General features: G+C 73.4%; 18 protein-coding genes. 10 read left to right on the top strand and 8 right to left on the bottom strand.

Features of this window, described 5'->3' with window-relative positions; genetic code table 11:
- Positions 1–114: 114 nt before the first annotated feature.
- Positions 115–744, top strand: a complete 630-nt coding sequence (locus tag ACFVQ0_RS31315) for an alpha-ketoglutarate-dependent dioxygenase AlkB (protein ID WP_390092569.1) — start codon at positions 115–117, stop codon at positions 742–744.
- Between the two features lie 242 nt (positions 745–986).
- Here ACFVQ0_RS31315 and ACFVQ0_RS31310 read toward each other — a convergent pair whose 3' ends face one another.
- From ACFVQ0_RS31310 to ACFVQ0_RS31300, 3 genes are all read right to left on the bottom strand, one after another.
- On the bottom strand, positions 987–1,991 hold the full coding sequence (locus tag ACFVQ0_RS31310) for a MerR family transcriptional regulator (RefSeq protein ID WP_390092568.1): 1,005 nt from the start codon (positions 1,989–1,991) through the stop codon (positions 987–989).
- Between the two features lie 6 nt (positions 1,992–1,997).
- The gene (locus ACFVQ0_RS31305) at positions 1,998–2,666 is read right to left on the bottom strand and encodes a HEAT repeat domain-containing protein (protein ID WP_390092567.1); all 669 of its coding nucleotides are present in this window, start codon (positions 2,664–2,666) and stop codon (positions 1,998–2,000) included.
- Between the two features lie 75 nt (positions 2,667–2,741).
- A complete protein-coding gene (locus ACFVQ0_RS31300) occupies positions 2,742–3,863 on the bottom strand; it encodes a hypothetical protein (protein ID WP_390092566.1) in 1,122 nt (373 codons plus the stop codon).
- A 109-nt stretch (positions 3,864–3,972) separates the two neighbouring features.
- On the opposite strand from ACFVQ0_RS31300, the gene ACFVQ0_RS31295 reads away from it, so the two are divergent.
- Both ACFVQ0_RS31295 and ACFVQ0_RS31290 read left to right on the top strand, forming a co-directional pair.
- Complete coding sequence (locus tag ACFVQ0_RS31295) at positions 3,973–4,293, top strand: multidrug efflux SMR transporter (protein WP_024494376.1); 321 nt, start codon at positions 3,973–3,975, stop codon at positions 4,291–4,293.
- Positions 4,293–4,829, top strand: a complete 537-nt coding sequence (locus ACFVQ0_RS31290; RefSeq protein WP_390092565.1) for a TetR/AcrR family transcriptional regulator — start codon at positions 4,293–4,295, stop codon at positions 4,827–4,829. The genes ACFVQ0_RS31295 and ACFVQ0_RS31290 overlap by 1 nt, the downstream gene beginning before the upstream one ends.
- A 74-nt stretch (positions 4,830–4,903) precedes the next feature.
- Here ACFVQ0_RS31290 and ACFVQ0_RS31285 read toward each other — a convergent pair whose 3' ends face one another.
- A complete protein-coding gene (locus tag ACFVQ0_RS31285; RefSeq protein ID WP_390092564.1) occupies positions 4,904–5,782 on the bottom strand; it encodes a winged helix-turn-helix transcriptional regulator in 879 nt (292 codons plus the stop codon).
- Between the two features lie 140 nt (positions 5,783–5,922).
- Between ACFVQ0_RS31285 and ACFVQ0_RS31280 the strand changes: the two genes are divergently transcribed.
- The 4 genes from ACFVQ0_RS31280 to dapD all read left to right on the top strand — a co-directional run bounded on the left by ACFVQ0_RS31280 (position 5,923) and on the right by dapD (position 9,749).
- Positions 5,923–7,176 carry an MFS transporter gene (locus tag ACFVQ0_RS31280; protein WP_390092562.1) on the top strand — a complete coding sequence of 418 codons (1,254 nt, stop codon included), beginning with the start codon at positions 5,923–5,925 and terminating at the stop codon, positions 7,174–7,176.
- Entirely contained in the window at positions 7,173–7,772 is a 600-nt protein-coding gene (locus tag ACFVQ0_RS31275) for an RNA polymerase sigma factor (protein WP_390092561.1), read from the top strand. Before ACFVQ0_RS31280 ends, ACFVQ0_RS31275 begins: the two co-directional genes overlap by 4 nt.
- Positions 7,759–8,628 (top strand): CU044_5270 family protein, encoded by an 870-nt coding sequence (locus tag ACFVQ0_RS31270; protein WP_390092560.1) that lies wholly within the window; start codon positions 7,759–7,761, stop codon positions 8,626–8,628. Before ACFVQ0_RS31275 ends, ACFVQ0_RS31270 begins: the two co-directional genes overlap by 14 nt.
- 131 nt (positions 8,629–8,759) lie before the next feature.
- Positions 8,760–9,749, top strand: a complete 990-nt coding sequence (dapD, locus tag ACFVQ0_RS31265) for a 2,3,4,5-tetrahydropyridine-2,6-dicarboxylate N-succinyltransferase (protein WP_390092559.1) — start codon at positions 8,760–8,762, stop codon at positions 9,747–9,749.
- A gap of 15 nt (positions 9,750–9,764) precedes the next feature.
- Here dapD and dapA read toward each other — a convergent pair whose 3' ends face one another.
- Entirely contained in the window at positions 9,765–10,655 is an 891-nt protein-coding gene (dapA, locus tag ACFVQ0_RS31260) for a 4-hydroxy-tetrahydrodipicolinate synthase (protein WP_390092558.1), read from the bottom strand.
- A gap of 194 nt (positions 10,656–10,849) precedes the next feature.
- Here dapA and ACFVQ0_RS31255 point away from each other — a divergent pair, with 194 nt between their 5' ends.
- The gene (locus ACFVQ0_RS31255; protein ID WP_390092557.1) at positions 10,850–11,467 is read left to right on the top strand and encodes a DUF4232 domain-containing protein; all 618 of its coding nucleotides are present in this window, start codon (positions 10,850–10,852) and stop codon (positions 11,465–11,467) included.
- Positions 11,468–11,533: 66 nt separating this feature from the next.
- Here ACFVQ0_RS31255 and ACFVQ0_RS31250 read toward each other — a convergent pair whose 3' ends face one another.
- From ACFVQ0_RS31250 to ACFVQ0_RS31240, 3 genes are all read right to left on the bottom strand, one after another.
- Complete coding sequence (locus ACFVQ0_RS31250) at positions 11,534–11,977, bottom strand: GNAT family N-acetyltransferase (RefSeq protein ID WP_390092555.1); 444 nt, start codon at positions 11,975–11,977, stop codon at positions 11,534–11,536.
- 31 nt (positions 11,978–12,008) lie between these two features.
- Positions 12,009–12,791 carry a phosphodiesterase gene (locus ACFVQ0_RS31245; RefSeq protein WP_390092554.1) on the bottom strand — a complete coding sequence of 261 codons (783 nt, stop codon included), beginning with the start codon at positions 12,789–12,791 and terminating at the stop codon, positions 12,009–12,011.
- A 65-nt stretch (positions 12,792–12,856) separates the two neighbouring features.
- Positions 12,857–13,975, bottom strand: a complete 1,119-nt coding sequence (locus ACFVQ0_RS31240; protein ID WP_390092553.1) for a lipid II:glycine glycyltransferase FemX — start codon at positions 13,973–13,975, stop codon at positions 12,857–12,859.
- A 145-nt stretch (positions 13,976–14,120) separates the two neighbouring features.
- Here ACFVQ0_RS31240 and ACFVQ0_RS31235 point away from each other — a divergent pair, with 145 nt between their 5' ends.
- Positions 14,121–14,837, top strand: coding sequence for an antibiotic biosynthesis monooxygenase (locus ACFVQ0_RS31235; RefSeq protein WP_390092552.1), 717 nt, complete (start codon positions 14,121–14,123; stop codon positions 14,835–14,837).
- Positions 14,838–15,016: 179 nt separating this feature from the next.
- Complete coding sequence (locus tag ACFVQ0_RS31230) at positions 15,017–16,531, top strand: hypothetical protein (RefSeq protein ID WP_390092551.1); 1,515 nt, start codon at positions 15,017–15,019, stop codon at positions 16,529–16,531.
- Positions 16,532–16,585 lie beyond the last annotated feature (54 nt).

Raw genomic sequence — 16,585 nt, 5'->3', positions numbered from 1 at the left:
CCGTAGTACAACCCTCTGTGTTTGCCGAGACGGTCGCTTTGGCGCGCGTGTTCCCGGGCTGGACGGGCGGCAGCATCAATTAGCGCACCAGTTCGATTCCAGTACTCTGGACGCATGGCAACGCACCAGCTTCAGGGATCGCTCTTCGATCAGAGTGAGGACGTGCGCCTCGGCCCGTTGAGCGGGATGCGCAGGACGGTCCTCGGGAACGGGGCCTGGATCGATCTGCTGCCCGGGTGGCTCAGTGGCGCCGGGGTCCTGTTCGAGCGGCTGGCCGTAGACGTTCCGTGGAAGGCCGAGCGGCGGCAGATGTACGAGCGGGTCGTGGACGTGCCCCGGCTGCTCGCCTTCTACCGGGCCGGGGAGCCGCTGCCGCACCCGGTTCTCGACGAGGCGCGCCGGTCCCTCTCCGCGCACTACGCCGCCGAGCTGGGCGAGGAGTTCACGACAGCCGGGCTGTGTCACTACCGCGACGGGCGCGACAGCGTGGCCTGGCACGGCGACCGCATCGGCCGGGGCGCCCGCGAGAACACCATGGTCGCCATCCTCTCCGTGGGCACGCCCCGTGACCTGCTGCTCCGGCCCCTCCACGGTGGCGAGACCGTCCGTCGGCCCCTGGGGCACGGCGACCTGATCGTGATGGGCGGCTCGTGCCAGCGGACCTGGGAGCACGCCATCCCCAAGTCGGCGCGGTCCACCGGAGGGCGCATCAGCGTTCAGTTCCGGCCGCACGGGGTGCGGTAGCCGGTCCTCGGCGCCCCGTGCTGCTTGCGGATGCCGCTGGAAGGGGCCCATGTTCTGCCGCTGGGCGGGTCCCCGTAAGCCCAGGGCCTTCGCGAGGCCCTGGCCCGCGGCCCCGCGCTCCACCGCGCCGCGTTCGCCCGAGCCGCCTCTGCGGCGAAGTGCGATCAGGCATCCGGCGATCGCCGCAGCGTGCGCGACCCCTAGGGCAACGACAACGATCGCCCCCCCGCGCGGCGGACCCGTCACCCTTCGCCGCGCAGTCGAAGCAGGTACGTCGCGGTCAGGGCCACGGCCCGGTCGCTGTCCCGCGACAGATCCACGAGCGCACGTGAGGCCCTTGTTCCCGGGACGCCCGCCAGTGCCTGGGTCAGCCGTCCGCGTGCGGGCGCCTCCGTGGTGTCCGCCGCGAGGTGGTCGACGAGAGCGGCGGCGATCCGGTCCGCCGCGGCCGTGTCGTGCGCCAGCACGCCGAGCGCGTCGGCCGCGCCGGTGTCGTTGCGTCCCTCGACGATCATGCCGATGAGCGTCGGGACCGCCTCGGCCTCGCCCTGTTCACCGAGGGCCAGCGCCGCGTGCCCGCGCACCACGGCGTCGGGGTGGGCGAGGGCGTCCCGGAGTCGGGCGGCGGCCTCGCCGCCGGGCAGTTCGGCGAGGGACTGGACGGCGCGTTCCCGCACGGCGGCCACCGGGGAGCCGAGGCCCTCCGCCAGCAGGGCCGGGCCCCGGTCACCCGAGCGGGCCAGCGCCCAGCGAATGGCTCCCGCGACGTTCGGTTCCGTCTCACTCAGCGCCGCCTCCACCAGGGCCTCCACCGGTACCGGCACCTCGTCGCCGGAGGACAGGGCCGCGCGCTGGCGGGTGTCGGCGCTCTTCGAGCCCAGCGCCCGCAGGAGCGCCACGACCTGGAGGACGTCGTCCCAGCCCGCCGGGTCCGTGGCGTCGACCCGGCGCAGCACGGTGAGCAGTTCGGTCTCCGCCGCGATGCGTTCGCGCGTCTGGCGGACGAGATCGTCGACGAGGAGCGAGGGCGTGAAGCCGGGGTCGTCGAGCGCGCGGCCGATCTCGCGCAGCGACAGCCCCAGCGACCGCAGGCTCTCGATGTGGAAGATCCGCCGGATGTCCTGCCCGGAGTACTCCCGGTAGCCCGAGCCGGTCCGGCCGGAAGGGCTCACCAGGCCGAGCGACTCGTAGTGCCGGAGCATCCGCGAACTGACCCCGGACCGCCGGGCTACCTCACCGATCAACACGCCTCGTCATCCCTCCTGGCCGGACCCGCCGAGGGCCACGACGCGCTTCGCCTCCTCGATCGCGTACTCGAATCCGGCTTCCGGGTCGCGCAACAGCCGCTGGGTGGCGATCGCGTGTGCACGCACACCCGGTTCGGGCGCGGTGGTCGCGGTGAGCAGGGCCCGCTCGGCCGCCTCTCCGAGCGCGACCAGGGACCGGCTCAGGCTCAGCTGCGTCTCCCGCCCACCGCGCCCGAGCTGTGTCGCCAGGACCGTGGCCAGCGCGGACTCCTCGCCCTCCGGTACGAGCGCGACCGCCGTCCGCCAGGCGGTGCGCGCCACTTCGTCGTCAGCGTCGCACAGGAGGGTGCGGGTGACGGCCGGCCACGCCTGCCGGTCCCCGATCTTCGACAGCGTGTGCAGCGCCTGGCTCCGGGCTCGCGCCCGCTCCGAGCCCAGTTCGCGGAGCAGCCCGGTAAGCGTCAGGGGTGCCGGGTGGCGGGTGAGCGCCCAGGTCAGCATGTCGCGAACGAGGAACTCGGGCTCGACCGCGCATCGCTCGATGAGCCCGTCCACGAAGCACGGGTCGGGCGCCGTGCCGATCGCGAGCGCCGCCCGCAGCCGTACCGACGAACGGTCGTCCTCCAGAGCGCGGAGCAGCCGTGCCGCATCCGTGTCCTGTCTTGTGGTCGCCATGGGGCCACCTCCTCGGCAGGCAGTCAAGACCTTGTCACCGTGTCAAGGTCAACCCGAGGCCAACCACGGGCCGCCTCAGTCCGCGTACTGCGGCGGTACGGCGGCGGCCTCGGCCAGGACCGGGCCCAGGTCCTCCGTGCGGATGCGGCGGTCCACGTACAGCAGGCCGGTGACCAGGGGCGGGAACGTGGCCACGATCAGCTGGCTGACGAGTTGGCCGACCAGGACGGCCAGCAGGTAGCCGCTCATGGCGACGACGATCGACGCCGCGTTCGGGTCGTCGCTCAGGTTGGCCGAGCCGAGCATGCCCGAGAACATGCCGAAGAACGTGAACGGCAGCTGGACCACATAGCTCGCGGCCGCCGCCATGGCGCCCGCCAGCAGGCTGATGCCGAAGATCCGCCACCAGTCCCCGCGCACCAGCACGGACGAGCGGCGCATCGCGGCGATGGGGCCCTGGTTCTCGAAGACCGCCACCGAGGGCGCCAGGCTGAACTTCACCCAGAGCCAGAGCGCCAGCGGCGCCGTCGCCAGCGCGCCGAGGACACCGATGATGATCAGCGCGACCGAGAGGCCGCCGCCGCCCGAGCCGGCCAGGCCGACGATGAGGGCGACGACCCCGGCCCAGACGAGGACGATCGGGATCATCGCGATCAGCGAGGTCAGGAAGACGGTTCCGATCACGGCGGGAACCCGCGCCCAGGCCCGGCGCCAGACGGCGGAGAAGGTGGTCGGCCGGCCCAGCACCGCTTCCTGGAGGACCGAGGGCACGGCCGCGTACATCAGTGCCGTGGACAGGACGCCCACGACCAGGCACAGCAGGGCGATCACGCAGAAGGCGACCAGGACCGGTACCCAGTCCTCGGTTCTGGCATCCTCGTCGGAGCTGAGCGAGAGCAGCCGGTCCACATGGCCCGACGTGGCGGAGTAGGCGATCGCGATCGCCGCCACGACCACCGCCAACGCCCCTCCGTAGGCGGCCGCGCCGACGCCGTACAGCTGCTTGCCGTGGCGGCCGATGGTGGCGAACGAGCCGTTCAGTATGTCCCCGAGCCTCAGTGGCCCCAGCGGTATCACCCCGGGTTTGGGTGGCATCCAGCCGCCGCCCCAGCCGCCCCAGTTGGGCGGCCCCCCGTACGGCGCGCCCCCGTACGGCGGGTCCTGCGGACCGCCGCCCCACCCTGCGTCCTGCGCCACTGCCGTTCCGCCTGCCCCTCGGTCATGTACATGGACGGACCACGGTAGCGCCCGGTGGATCCGGCTGACCCCGGGCCTTTCGCGGCCGCCGATGCGTACACTCGTACACATGGGATATGGACTGCTGGCCGCGGCCATCGCGGCGGAGGTGGCCGGGACGACCGCCATGAAGTACAGCGAGGGATTCACCCGGCTCTGGCCCTCGCTGATCACCGTCGTCGGATATCTGCTGGCCTTCTCGCTGCTCGCCCAGACCCTCAAGACCCTGTCGATGGGCACGGCCTACGCGATCTGGGCCGGCATCGGCACCGCCGCCGTCGCCGTCATCGGAATCCTGTTCATGGGGGAGTCCGGCAACCTGGTCAAGGTGGCGGGCATAGCGCTGGTCATCGCCGGTGTGGTGGTGCTCAACCTGGGCGGTGCGCACTGATGGTGCGGCGGTACGACCCCGAGCGGCGCGCCCGGATCATCGACGCGGCGATCCGGGTGGTCGGCGCCAAGGGTATCGCCGGGCTCAGCCACCGCTCCGTCGCGGCCGAGGCCGATGTGCCGCTGGGCTCGACGACGTATCACTTCGCCTCGCTGGACGAGCTGCTGATCGCCGCGCTCCGCCGGTCGAACGAGAACTTCGCCGCGCTCATGCGGGACAGCGCCGCCCTCACCGATCCGGACGCCGACCTCGCGGCCGAACTCGCCCGGCTGCTCGGGGAGTTCTTCGGCGGCGGCCGGGGCCGGGCGGAGCTGGAGTACGAGCTGTACCTCGCCGCCCTGCGCAGGCCCGCGCTGCGGCCGGTCGCCGCCGAGTGGACCGACGACACGGCCGGACTCCTCGCGGCGCGCACCGACCCGGCCACCGCGCGGGCGCTGGTCGCGCTGATGGACGGGATCTGTCTCCAGGTCCTGCTCACCGGCGGCGACTACGACGAGGCGTACGCCCGGGAGATGCTGGGGCGGATCGCGGGGTGACCCGGCCCGGCCGGGGCGGGGCTCGTACGCCTCACGTCAGGCCGCGCCGGTGCCGAGACCGGTGCCGCTGCGGGCTAGCCCGCGCGCCGGACCGCCGCCAGCGCCGCCCGCACGCTCTCTTCGATGTCGGTGATCGGGTACAGCGCCTCGCGGACCGTGCGGTCCCGGTCCACCACCAGCGTCAGCCGCTTCAGCCGGCTGATCCCCGCCGCCCGGAAGGTGGGCAGCCGCAGGGCCGCCGTCAGCGTCAGCTCCGCGTCCGACAGAAGCGGGAAGCGCAGCCGCTCCGCCTCCGCGAACGCCAGCTGCTCGTCCGGGCGTTGGGTGGAGACGCCGTGCACCGTCGCGCCCGCCGCCGTGAACTCGGCGAGCTGGTCGCGGTACGTGCACGATTCGAGGGTGCAGCCCCGCGCGCCGGGGATGCCCGCCCAGTCCGGCGGATAGGACTCCGGACGGGCGTAGGCGCCGGGGAAGAAGTACAGGACGGTGTACGGGGTGGCCGGGGCGACCGGGTCGTGCTCGCCCCCGGTGTGGAACGGCAGGCTCAGCTCCGGCACCCGGGTGCCGACCAGCGCGTGCACCCGTGCGGCCTCCTGCGAGGACTCCTGTGCGGTCGCCATGGTCGTTCCGTCTCCCGTCACCCACGCGTCGCCCCAGTCCTGGAGCGCGATCAGTACCGGCAGCAGGGCGCGGCCGCGCGGGGTCAGCCGGTACTCGTACCGGGTGGGCCGCTCCTGGTACGGCTCCCGGGACAGCACGTCCGCGTCGACCAGCAGCCGCAGCCGCTCCGTCAGGACCTTCCGGGACACCCCCAGCTCGTGCTGGAGCGCGTCGAAACGGTGCACCCCGCGCGCCGTGTCCCGCACGATCAGCAGGGTCCACCAGTCCCCGACCACGTCGAGCGCCTGGGCGATCGCGCAGTCGGCGTCGGCCAGGCTGGTTCGCTGGGGCATCGGGCTCCTCCGTCGCGTCGGACGGCCATTCAACTGGATTGACCTGCGGAAAGCATGCTGCCATAGTCCGTTCCCAAAAGGAACTCACGGATGAGTGCCTTCGGGAACGGGGACGGGGCGGGATCGGCATGGGGACCGGCATGGGGACGGGTACCGGAACGGGGATGGTGCGGGGAGTGCCGCGCACGGTGCGGCTGCTGGCCCTCGGCTCGTTCTTCAACGGCGTGGTGAGCTTCACCTTCGTCTATCTCTTCGTCTACCTGACCGGTCCGCGCGGACTCTCCGTCGCCCAGGCCGGGGTGCTCAGCGGCATCGGCGGCCTCGGCCTCGTCGCGGGCAACTTCACCGGCGGCTGGTTCGGTGACCACTACGGGCACCGCCGTGCGCTGCTGACCGGCGCCTGCGTGAGCGGCGTGGTGCTCGTCGGCCTCCCGCTGCTGCCGCTCCCCGCCCTGTACTGCGTGCTCCCGCTCGCCGAGTACGCGACCGGGGTGGTCCGCGCGGCGAACTCCGCGCTCGTCGCGGTCTCCGTCCCCGCGGGGCGCCGGCGCCAGAGCTTCGCCCTCACCCGGTTCGCCGGCAACGGCGGCTTCGCCGTCGGACCGCCGCTCGGCGCGCTGATCGCCGCCCGCTTCTCGTACGACTGGCTCTTCGTCATCGACGGCGTCGGGACCCTGCTGTACGCCGTGTACGCGGCACGGATCCTGCCCGCCCGGGGGACCGCGCACTCCCGGCCCGCGCACCGCCCGGACGCCCCCGGGCTCTGGAACGAACTGCGGGCCAGGCCCGCGGTGCCGGTGCTCCTCGCCGCGATCGTCTGCGTCGACCTGGTCTACCGCCAGCAGTACTCCACCCTGCCCGTCTTCCTCGCCGACCACGGCCACGGCACCCAGTTCTACGGCTGGCTCATCGCCATCAACGGCGGCGTCATCCTCTGCCTCGAACTCCCCGCCGCCCACGCGCTGCGCGACCGGGCGCCGCTCGCCGTCGTGGGCACCGGACTGCTGCTCGTCGGGACCGGCTACGCCGTGCTGATCCCCGGCGCGGGGGCGCTGTTCGCCGTCATGATGATGGTCTCGCTGACCCTGGGCGAGATCCTCTACAAGACCCCCGCCACGGCCTACGTCGCGGACCAGGCACCCGCCCACGCCCAGGGCCGGTTCCAGAGCCTGTACGCGGGCGCCTCCATCAGCGGACAGGTGCTCGCGCCCCCGCTGGGCGGCGCGCTCTACACCACCGCGCCCGCGCTCCTGTGGCCCGCCTGCGCGGTGCTGGCCTGCGGCGCCGGGGTGGCCGTGCTCGCCGCCCGGCGGCTGCGTGAACCCGCAAGGCCCCTTCGGGCAACAGGAGGTGACACACCCCGTACGGAGCTGGAGAAGACGGAGACACTGTGACCGGACCACCGAGAGACGACGACGCGGCCGTCGTCAGCCAGTCACTGGAACAGCCCGAGACCTTCGCGCTGCTCTACGACCGGTACGCCGCCGACATCCACCGCTACGCCGCCCGCCGGCTCGGTGAAGGTGCCGCCGACGACATCACCGCCGACACATTCCTCACCGCCTTCCGGGCCCGCGCCCGCTTCGACACCGGCCGCGAGAGTGCCCGGCCCTGGCTGTACGGAATCGCCGCCAACCTCATCGGCAAACACCGGCGCGCCGAGGTCAGGGCGCTGCGCGCGCTGGCGCGTACCGGAATTGACCCGGTCGCGGAGTCCTGGACCGAGCGGGCCGACCACCGGGTCAGCGCCCAGGCGGCCCACTCCGAACTCGCCGGAGCGCTCGCCGGGCTGTCCGCCGGTGACCGGCACGTACTCCTGCTGATCGCCTGGGCCGACCTGAGCTACCAGGAGGTGGCCGACGCGCTCTCGCTGCCCGTCGGCACCGTCCGCTCCCGGCTCAACCGCGCCCGCCGCAAGGTGCGCACGGCGCTGGGCGGCGACCCCACAGTCGTAACCGAAAGCCTGGAGGTGGCCCATGGACACGGATGAGATGACGCTCGTACGGGCACTGCGCGCCGACGCGCCGGTCCCGGACCGCAGCTCCCTGGCCGAGGGGCGGCAGCGGCTTACCGAGGCCGCCGGACGGCGGCGCGGGCGGCGCGCCGACTGGCGGCTCACCGCGGTGGCGGCCACGGCCGCGGTCGCCGCGGCGGCCGTCCTCGGTACGCAGTTCCTGGGAGGGGAACAGGACGTGCGGCCCGGCGCCCGGACCGCCGCCGTGGTCGAACTGGGCAGCGCCGCACCGGTGCTGCGGGACGCCGCCGCCGAGGTCGCGGACGATCCGGTGCCGGCGCCGAGGGCCGGGCAGTGGGTCTACACCAAGGATCTGGAGATCCGTGCCCAGGAGGACGGCCCGGGTGAGGAGCGCGGCGGCCGCCGGGAGACCGAGCACTGGTACCGGTACGCGGACCCGGAATTCGAGAACGGGAAGGCGGGCGACGACCGCTCGCCCCGCGAACGGTTCCAGTTCCTGGCGCAGTTGCCCCAGGACCCGGCCCAGGTGAAGAAGCGGGCCCGCGCCTTCTACCCGGGCGAGGACGAGTCCGTCGCCGCCCACGACTTCCGCGCGCTGTCCCTCCTGGCCGCGTCCTGCCCCGCGGAGCCGAAGGGGCTCGCCGCGGTCTACCGGGCGATGGCCACCGTCCCCGGGCTCCGGGCCGTCCGGACCCGGGACGCGCTGGACCGGCCGGTCATCGGCATCCGCTTCCCGGGGGAGCGCGGCCTGCTGCTCCTGGACGCGGAGACCTTCCGGTACGCGGGCAGCTCACCGGGCTCGCCGGACGGGGACGGTGCCCGCGCCGTCATGAAGGCCGCCCTGGTCGACCGGGAGGGGAAGCGCTCCTGATCCCGCCCGGTCCGGATGTCCGCCGGCCGCCGTACGGGGGCTACAGGGGTGCTCCCGTACGGCGGGCGGTGCGACGCCCGGACGATGAGACCGGTTGGCCGGGGCGGGCCCCGGCCGGTTAGGTTCTGGTCATGACCGACACGACTTCCACCCGCACCACCGGCGCCGTCGCCGCCGGCCTCGCCACCATCGCCGGCGACGGTTCCGTTCTCGACACCTGGTTCCCCGCGCCCGAGCTCACCGCGGAGCCCGGCCCGGCCGGAACCGAGCGGCTCAGCCCCGACCGCGCCGTCAACCTGCTCGGGGAGGGCGCCGCCAAGGCCATCGGCGTGGACGCCCGCCGCGGGGTCGAGGTCGTCGCCGTGCGCACGGTCATCGCCTCGCTCGACGACAAGCCGCTCGACGCGCACGACGCGTACCTGCGGCTGCACCTGCTCTCGCACCGCCTCGTTCAGCCGCACGGCCAGAACCTGGACGGCCTCTTCGGCCTCCTCACCAACGTGGCCTGGACGTCGCTCGGCCCGGTCGCCGTCGACGACCTGGAGAAGGTCCGGCTCAACGCCCGCGCCGAGGGCCTGCACCTCCAGGTCACCTCGGTCGACAAGTTCCCGCGCATGACGGACTACGTCGCGCCCAAGGGCGTCCGGATCGCCGACGCCGACCGGGTGCGGCTCGGCGCGCACCTCGCCTCCGGCACCACCGTCATGCACGAGGGCTTCGTCAACTTCAACGCCGGGACCCTCGGCACCTCCATGGTCGAGGGCCGGATCTCCGCGGGCGTCGTCGTCGGCAACGGCTCCGACATCGGCGGCGGCGCGTCCACGATGGGCACGCTCTCCGGTGGTGGCAAGGAGCGCATCGTGATCGGCGAGCGCTGCCTGGTCGGCGCGGAGGCCGGGGTCGGGATCGCGCTGGGCGACGAGTGCGTCGTCGAGGCCGGTCTGTACGTCACCGCCGGCACCCGGGTCACGCTGCCGGACGGCCAGGTCGTCAAGGCGCGCGAGCTCTCCGGTGCCTCGAACATCCTCTTCCGCCGCAACTCGGTGACCGGCACCGTCGAGGCCCGCCCGAACAACGCGGTCTGGGACGGCCTCAACGACGTCCTGCACAGCAACGACTGAGCGGGGACTCGCCGGCTACCCGGCGAGGAGTTCCTCGTACGCCCTTCGCAGCCCGTCGGACGCCTCGCGCCCGGCGGGCCGCAGCGGTTCCCGGACCGGGCCCGCGTCCAGCAGTGCCTTCGCGGTCACCGTGCCGGGCAGCCCGGCCGCCATCATCAGCTCGACGAGCGGTGCGAGCAGCCCGTTCAGCCGGGCCGCCCCCGCCGTGTCCCCGGCGTCGAACGCGTCCAGGACGGCCCGCAGCGCGTGCGGCGCCACGTTGGCCACCGTGCTGACGTACCCCGCGCCGCCCACCGCGTACAGCGGCAGATTCAGCTCCTCGCAGCCCGAGTAGTACGCGAGCGAGGTGGCCGCGAGCACCTTCGCCGCACCGAGCAGGTCCTGCGAGCAGTCCTTCACCGCAACGACGCGCGGGTGCTCGGCCAGCCGCAGCATCGTCTCCGGTTCGATGCGGGTACCGGTGCGGCCGGGGATGTCGTACAGCATCAGCGGGAGGCCCGCCGCGTCCGCGACCCGCCTGAAGTGCGCCTCGACGGCGGCCTGCGGCGGCCGGCTGTAGTACGGGGTCACGACCAGCAGGCCGTCGGCGCCCGCCCGTTCCGCCTGCCGGGCCAGCTCCACGGTGTGCCGGGTGTCCGAGGTGCCGATGCCCGCGATCACCGGCACGTCAGGACCGACCGCCTCGCGCACCGCGCGCAGCAGTGCCGCCTTCTCTGCGTCGGAGGTGGTCGGGGACTCGCCGGTGGTGCCGCTGAGCACCAGCCCGTCGCAGCCGTCCGCGACCAGGGCGGAGGCGTGCCGGGCGGCCGCGTCCGGGTCGAGGGCTCCGTCGGCGGTGAACGGAGTGATCATGGCGCAGAGAGCGCTGCCGAAGGGGCGCGGCCGGGATGCTGCGGGAGACGTCATGTCCGAAGTGTCCGCCCGGCGGACCGTGAAGGTCTACTTAGTTCTTCTCCGGGTGAAGCTGAAGGAACACTCAACGATTTTGCCCTCTGGCATGATCCTTCGCACATGGGGCGGGCCGACCTGGGGGCGGGATCATGAGCGTGCGGGGACTGACGGGGACAGGGATACGCGGAGCTGCCTCCGCGGCTCTGATCATGGCCGGAACACTCACCCTGTCCGGGTGCGCGGGATTCCTCGTACCGGCGGGGGAGGGCGAGGCGGGCCCGAGCCCGTCGCGCACGGCGTCCACGGGGGTGCACGTGAGCCCGCCGTCCCCGCTGGACATCCAGTCCCCGCCCGCCGCGCTCCCGGGGGAGACCGCCCGCCCGGCCCCCACCCCCTCCGCCACCGGCGGCTGCCCGGACTCCGGTCTCGTCGTCAACATGGGCCCCGTGGAGGCCGCGATGATGCACCGGGCCGTCGGACTGACCCTCACCAACTGCGGCCACAAGCCCGTCCGGGTCGACGGCTACCCCTCGGTCCAGGCCCTCGACGAGAACGGCGACGCGCTGGCGGTGAAGGTGAACCCGGGCTCGTCCTACATGGGTCAGGACAAGGGCCCCGAAGAGGTCATGCTGGCCCCCGGGAAGACCATGCGGTCGCTCCTGGCCTGGGTCTCCACCCCGACCGGCGGCGACCTGATCGAGGGCGACGCGCTGGAGATCGCCCCGGCGCCCGGCCTGGAGGCGCGCACCTTCCCGCTGGAGGGCAGCGACGTACGGATGCTCGACGAGCTCAACATGACGGGCTGGCGCACCTCCACGCCAGGGTGACCGCCGAGCCTGGAACGTTCAGCGCCGGAACTGTCCGGCACTTGCACCGTCCAGCGCCGGGACCCTTCAGAGGGCGAGCTTGAAGCCCTCGTGGCTGGCCGCGAAGCCCAGCGAGGCGTAGAAGCGGTGCGCGTCCGTCCGCTGCCTGCCGCTGGTCAGCTGGACCAGCGCGCAACCCCGCCGTCCGGCCCGCTCGACGGCCCGCTCCATCAGCTCCCGCCCGAGCCCGCCGCCCCGCCGGTCGGGCCTGATCCGCACGGCCTCGATCAGCGCGCGCTCGGCCCCGTGCTTGCCGAGCCCGGGGATATAGGTCGCCTGGAGGCAGCCGACCACCGTGTCGCCGTCCACCAGCACCAGGACCTCGTTGCGCGGATCGGCCGTGATGTCCGCGAACGCCTTCTCGTAGGCGTCGTCCACGACGATCGACGCCGGGTCGACGACCTCGTCCTCGTCGGCCAGCAGGGCGAGTACGGCGGGCAGGTCCTGGCGGGTGGCGGTACGCAGGTTCACACCGCGGATTCTGGCACGGTGGCCCGGAGCGTCAGTATCCGGCCAGCACCCCGGCCGCATGACTGACCGGCACGGTGTGCGTCACCCACGCGTCGCCGGCGAGCAGATGCAGCAGGAACGACGTCGGCTCCGGCAGATAGCCGGGGACGGCGTCACGCAGTGCCAGACCGCTCTGCCGGTAGGTGCTGGGCGCAACGGCCAGCACGCTGCCCGCGTAGGCGACGGTGACCGGGCGGTGGACATGACCGGCCAGCACGCGTACGACCCTGGGGTGCGCGGCAACCACCTCTGCCAGCGCGTCGCCGTCCGCCAGCCGCATCCGGTCCAGGAACGGGATGCCCACCGGCACCGGTGGATGGTGCAGGCACACGAACGCCGGCACGCCCGGCCTGCGGGACAGCACACCGTCCAGCCACGCCAACTGCCCGGCCCCCAGCAGCCCTCCGGGGGACCCGGCGACCTTCGAGTCCAGGACGGCGACCGTGACCTCCGGGTGGTCCACGGCGTAGTACGTCTTCTCGCCCCCGCCCAGGAAGTCCGTCCCGCCGAAGGTGCCCAGCAGTGCCGCCGGATCGTCGTGATTGCCCGTCACCAGGTGCAGCGGCAGCGGGAAGCGGCCGATCACCTCGCGCAGCAGCGCGTACTCCTCCGGCGTGCCCCGGTCCGTCAGATCGCCGGTGATCACCACGCGGTCGGGCAGCGGATCGAGGGCGAGCACCCGGCGCAGCGCACGGTCGAGCCCGGCGGCGGGTTCTGCGGCGAGGGCGCCGGTGGTGAGATGCGGATCGCTGAGGTGGGCCACGGAGACGGTCATCCCGACAGCCTGCCCCGTACCGGGCGCCCGTCACACGGTCACCGGCGCCACCCCCTCCGCGGACGCTAGCGCCTGGCCATGTACAGGCCGAACGCCTTGTGGAGCAGCCTGTTGACCGGGTAGTCCCACTCACCGACGTACTCGGCCGCCCGGCCGCCGGTGCCCGCCTTGAAGCGCAGCAGGCCCATCAGATGGTCGCTCTCGTCGAGGGTGTCGGTGATGCCGCGCAGGTCGTAGACGGTCGCGCCCCGCTCGTGCGCGTCGCTCATCATCCGCCACTGGATCGCGTTGTTGGGCTGCACCTCGCGCCGCCGGCCGGTGGAGGCACCGTACGAGTACCAGACGTGCGTCCCGACCGTCAGCATCGTCGCCGCGGCGAGGACCTCCCCGTCGTGGTGCGCGAGGTACAGCCGCATCCGCCCGGGATCCTCGGCGCGCAGCGCGGTCCACATGCGCTGGAAGTAGTCGAGCGGGCGGGGGATGAAACGGTCGCGCTCGGCCGTCTCGCGGTACAGCTCGTAGAAGGCCGGAAGGTCGTCGTGGTCGCCCTCGACCACCTTGACGCCCGCCTTCTCCGCCTTCTTGATGTTGCGCCGCCACTGCTGGTTCAGCCCGTCGCGGACCTCCTCCAGCGACCGCCCGGCGAACGGCACCTGGAAGACGTAGCGGGGCTGCCCGGCGCTGAAGCCGTCCGACTCCCCGTCCTCGCCCTGCTGCCAGCCCAGCCGCCGCAGCTGCTCCACCAGCTCGGCGGCGCCCGGCTCGCACACGTCGGGCTCGACATCGCGCAGCCTGCGCGCGGCCGGAGCGGAGATGGCGTCCTTGACGGTCCGCGCCTCCCAGCGGCGGGCGATCACCGGCGGTCCCATCCGTACCGTGAACGCGCCGCGCGCCTTGAGGTGCGCCACCAGCGGATCCAGCCAGGGGCGCAGATCGCCCTCCTGCCACGGGATGACCGGCCCCTCCGGCAGATAGGCCAGATACCGCTTCAGCCGGGGGATCGGCCGGTACAGGACCAGTCCGGCGCCGACCAGCTCCCCGGCGTCGAGCCAGCCGATGCTCTCCGCGCGCCAGTCCGGCTTCACCTCGCCCCACGACGGGACCTGCATATGGCTCGCGGAACCCCGCCCCGCGACGAACGCCAGATGCTGTTCGCGCGTGATGCTCTCGACCCGCAGCGACATGCGGTACTCCGTTCGTTGTCCGGTTCTGTCCGATTCGCCAGCCTAACGACGACAGCGCGGGCCGTAGTTGACCTCAAGCGCACTTGACGTAACAGGGTGGCTGTTACGGGCGAGCCGCAGGGGAGCGTCCGCGAGGGGAGCAGCCATGAGCGTGGAATTCGTGACCCGGCCCGATTTCACCCGAGCGGACGCGGGGATCGTCAAGGCGAGCACCTGGGACGTGGGCACCCCGCAGCGGCAGCGGCAGGCCGTCGCGGCCATCCGGGAGGCCTGGGAGAGCCGGGAGTGGCCGCGTCCCGGGCCGCTCTCGTACTCGGTCGGCGTGGGGGAGGACGGCAGGACGCTGCTCCACTACTCGCAGTGGTCGGACGAGGAGAGCTACCGGGCCTTCGTCCGGACCGGCCGGGACGCGCGCAACGCCGACATCGACGCGGCCGTCCCGGGCATCGAGCGGCTCGGTGTGTACACGTACGAGCTGTACCGCTCCTCCTCGCCCGACGGGTCCGACGCCCGGGAGCCGGGGTGCGTCGTGACCGTCGACGTCGAGTTCGAAGGGGCGGACAGGGCCCGCCAACGCGACTGGGTGGACAGCGTGTTCGAGGCGCTCGGGACGGACCCCGCGCCCGCGCCCGGCGGGATCGCCGGGCACTTCCACGTGAGCACCGACGGAACCCGGGTGCTCAACTACGCGGAGTGGGTCAGCGCGCAGGCCCACATCGATGCGCTGGCCGCGCCCGGCAACGGGGTCGGCTCGCGGACGCCGCAGTGGGAGCGGGTACAGGCCTACCCCGGCGTGACCGGCGGCGGTGTGCACCGCTACACCCCCGCGCTCAGTCTGCGGCCGGCGGCCTCCGCGCGGTAATGGCGCGGGCGCGCACGCCGGTTGCGGGGGTCTGCGGGCGGGCTGCGGCGGACCTGTCCGGGTACCGGGCGGCGGGGAACGAAATGCGTCTACGCTTGGGGCCGCCTGTCCCCGTACGCGCCAGGAGCCCATCGCCCGGCGGCGCGTACGACCCGAACTGTTCCTAGGAGAACCCCCTGATGTCCGCAGAGCGCCCCACCCTGCCGCCGGTACGGCTGCACACCGAGGCCGAGCTGGCACGGGACGCGCTTGCCGCGCCGCTGCTCGCCCGCGCCGTCCGGCTCGCCCGCTGGGCCGGGCCCGGCACCAGGGTGGGCGCCGGCGGCGAGCTCGTCGACGCGCAGCTGCCCGCGGCGGCCGAGCACCTCGGCCTCAGCGCGGACGAGGACGGTGCGGCGGAGGCCAGCGAGGCCTGGCGGCTCGCCGTCGACACCGGGCTCGTCGAGGTCGAGGACCCGGAGACGGAGCCCGGCGCCGACCCGGCGGTGGAGAACGGCTCCGGGGAGGAGGGCTCCGACGGGGAGGGTTCCGACGCGGAGGGCACCGTCACCGCGGGCGAGAACCTCGCGCTGCTGACCGGCGGCTCGCCCAGTGACGTCCTGGCGATCTGGCTCGACGGCCTGGAGGCCGCGCACGCCGACGCCACCGCCCCCTTCTTCGACGACTTCGCGGACCTCGTCGGCGAGGACGGCTCCATCGACTTCGACGCCCTGGACTGGGACCCGGAGACCGAGGCCGAATTCCTCGACGGGGTGCTCGGCAACCTCTACCTGCTCACCGTCTCCGACAGCGCCGCGGGCGACGCGCCGGTACCGCTTCCCGCGCTCGCCGCGTCGATGATCGTGCCCGACGACATGGGCGAGCCCACCGACGACATCCTGGAGCAGGTCTCGGACGCGATGATGCGCCTGGACGACCAGTTCCGGATCCTGGAGCCCATCGGCATCGTCGAGTACCAGCCGGTGGACGAGGCGCTGCTGGCCGAGGAGGGCGAGGACGCCACCCCGCCCGCCGACGACGACGACGTCACCCGGTACGGGATGGTGAGGCTGACCCCTCTCGGCCTGTACGGCATCCGGGCCAGGATGCTGGACGCGGGCGTGGACGCCCCGGCCATCGGTGATCTCGTCGACAAGGACGCCGACGCGCTTCTCGGCGGCATCGCGTACTACCCGGAGGACGGGGCCCGCGCCGAGGTCCAGCTCTGGCTCGCCGGGCGCGGCGCGGGCGGGGCCGCCGCCGAGCTCCTGGACGCGGCACGCGGCGAGGACCCGCAGGCACCGCTGCGCCGGCTGCACTGCCAGCAGGCGCTCGCCCTGGTCGGCGCGGAGGCGGAGCCCGCCGTGCGCGCCGTGCTCGACGACGGGGAACTGGGCGGCCTCGCCCGGGTCTGGCTCGCGGAGCTCGGCGCCGCCGACGTGCCCGCGCCGCCGGAGTCGATGATCTTCTGGCTCGCCGTCGACACGATCGCGGCGCAGCTGGAGGCGGACGGCGATCTCGACGAGCTCCAGGGCCTGGTCGAGGGGCTCTCCGGTCAGCACAGCGGGTTCTTCGACGAGGTGTGGCGGGTGGACCACCCGGCCACGGCGGACGTCCTTGAGGCGATGGGCCGGCTGCACAGCGACAAGAAGCTGGCGAAGGACGCCCGCAAGGCAGCCTTCAAGGCCCGGTCCCGGAGTGGCTCCGGGAGCTGAGCGGGAGACGGTGGGTGGCGGGGCGTACGGCCCCGCCACCGGGGAAGTTCACGG

It is taken from the genome of Streptomyces sp. NPDC057900 (assembly GCF_042887885.1).
GTDB lineage: Bacteria > Actinomycetota > Actinomycetes > Streptomycetales > Streptomycetaceae > Streptomyces.
The sequence above is the reverse complement of the archived record's forward strand: the minus strand, read 5'-3'. Positions and strand labels throughout refer to the sequence as shown.

Coding starts and splice junctions, on each gene's coding strand:
- ACFVQ0_RS31315 (WP_390092569.1), top strand. CDS start 115: ATGGCAACGCACCAGCTTCAGGGATCGCTCTTCGATCAGAGTGAGGAC.
- ACFVQ0_RS31305 (WP_390092567.1), bottom strand. CDS start 2,666: ATGGCGACCACAAGACAGGACACGGATGCGGCACGGCTGCTCCGCGCT.
- ACFVQ0_RS31295 (WP_024494376.1), top strand. CDS start 3,973: ATGGGATATGGACTGCTGGCCGCGGCCATCGCGGCGGAGGTGGCCGGG.
- ACFVQ0_RS31290 (WP_390092565.1), top strand. CDS start 4,293: ATGGTGCGGCGGTACGACCCCGAGCGGCGCGCCCGGATCATCGACGCG.
- ACFVQ0_RS31285 (WP_390092564.1), bottom strand. CDS start 5,782: ATGCCCCAGCGAACCAGCCTGGCCGACGCCGACTGCGCGATCGCCCAG.
- ACFVQ0_RS31280 (WP_390092562.1), top strand. CDS start 5,923: ATGGGGACGGGTACCGGAACGGGGATGGTGCGGGGAGTGCCGCGCACG.
- ACFVQ0_RS31270 (WP_390092560.1), top strand. CDS start 7,759: ATGGACACGGATGAGATGACGCTCGTACGGGCACTGCGCGCCGACGCG.
- dapD (WP_390092559.1), top strand. CDS start 8,760: ATGACCGACACGACTTCCACCCGCACCACCGGCGCCGTCGCCGCCGGC.
- dapA (WP_390092558.1), bottom strand. CDS start 10,655: ATGACGTCTCCCGCAGCATCCCGGCCGCGCCCCTTCGGCAGCGCTCTC.
- ACFVQ0_RS31255 (WP_390092557.1), top strand. CDS start 10,850: ATGGCCGGAACACTCACCCTGTCCGGGTGCGCGGGATTCCTCGTACCG.
- ACFVQ0_RS31245 (WP_390092554.1), bottom strand. CDS start 12,791: ATGACCGTCTCCGTGGCCCACCTCAGCGATCCGCATCTCACCACCGGC.
- ACFVQ0_RS31240 (WP_390092553.1), bottom strand. CDS start 13,975: ATGTCGCTGCGGGTCGAGAGCATCACGCGCGAACAGCATCTGGCGTTC.
- ACFVQ0_RS31235 (WP_390092552.1), top strand. CDS start 14,121: ATGAGCGTGGAATTCGTGACCCGGCCCGATTTCACCCGAGCGGACGCG.
- ACFVQ0_RS31230 (WP_390092551.1), top strand. CDS start 15,017: ATGTCCGCAGAGCGCCCCACCCTGCCGCCGGTACGGCTGCACACCGAG.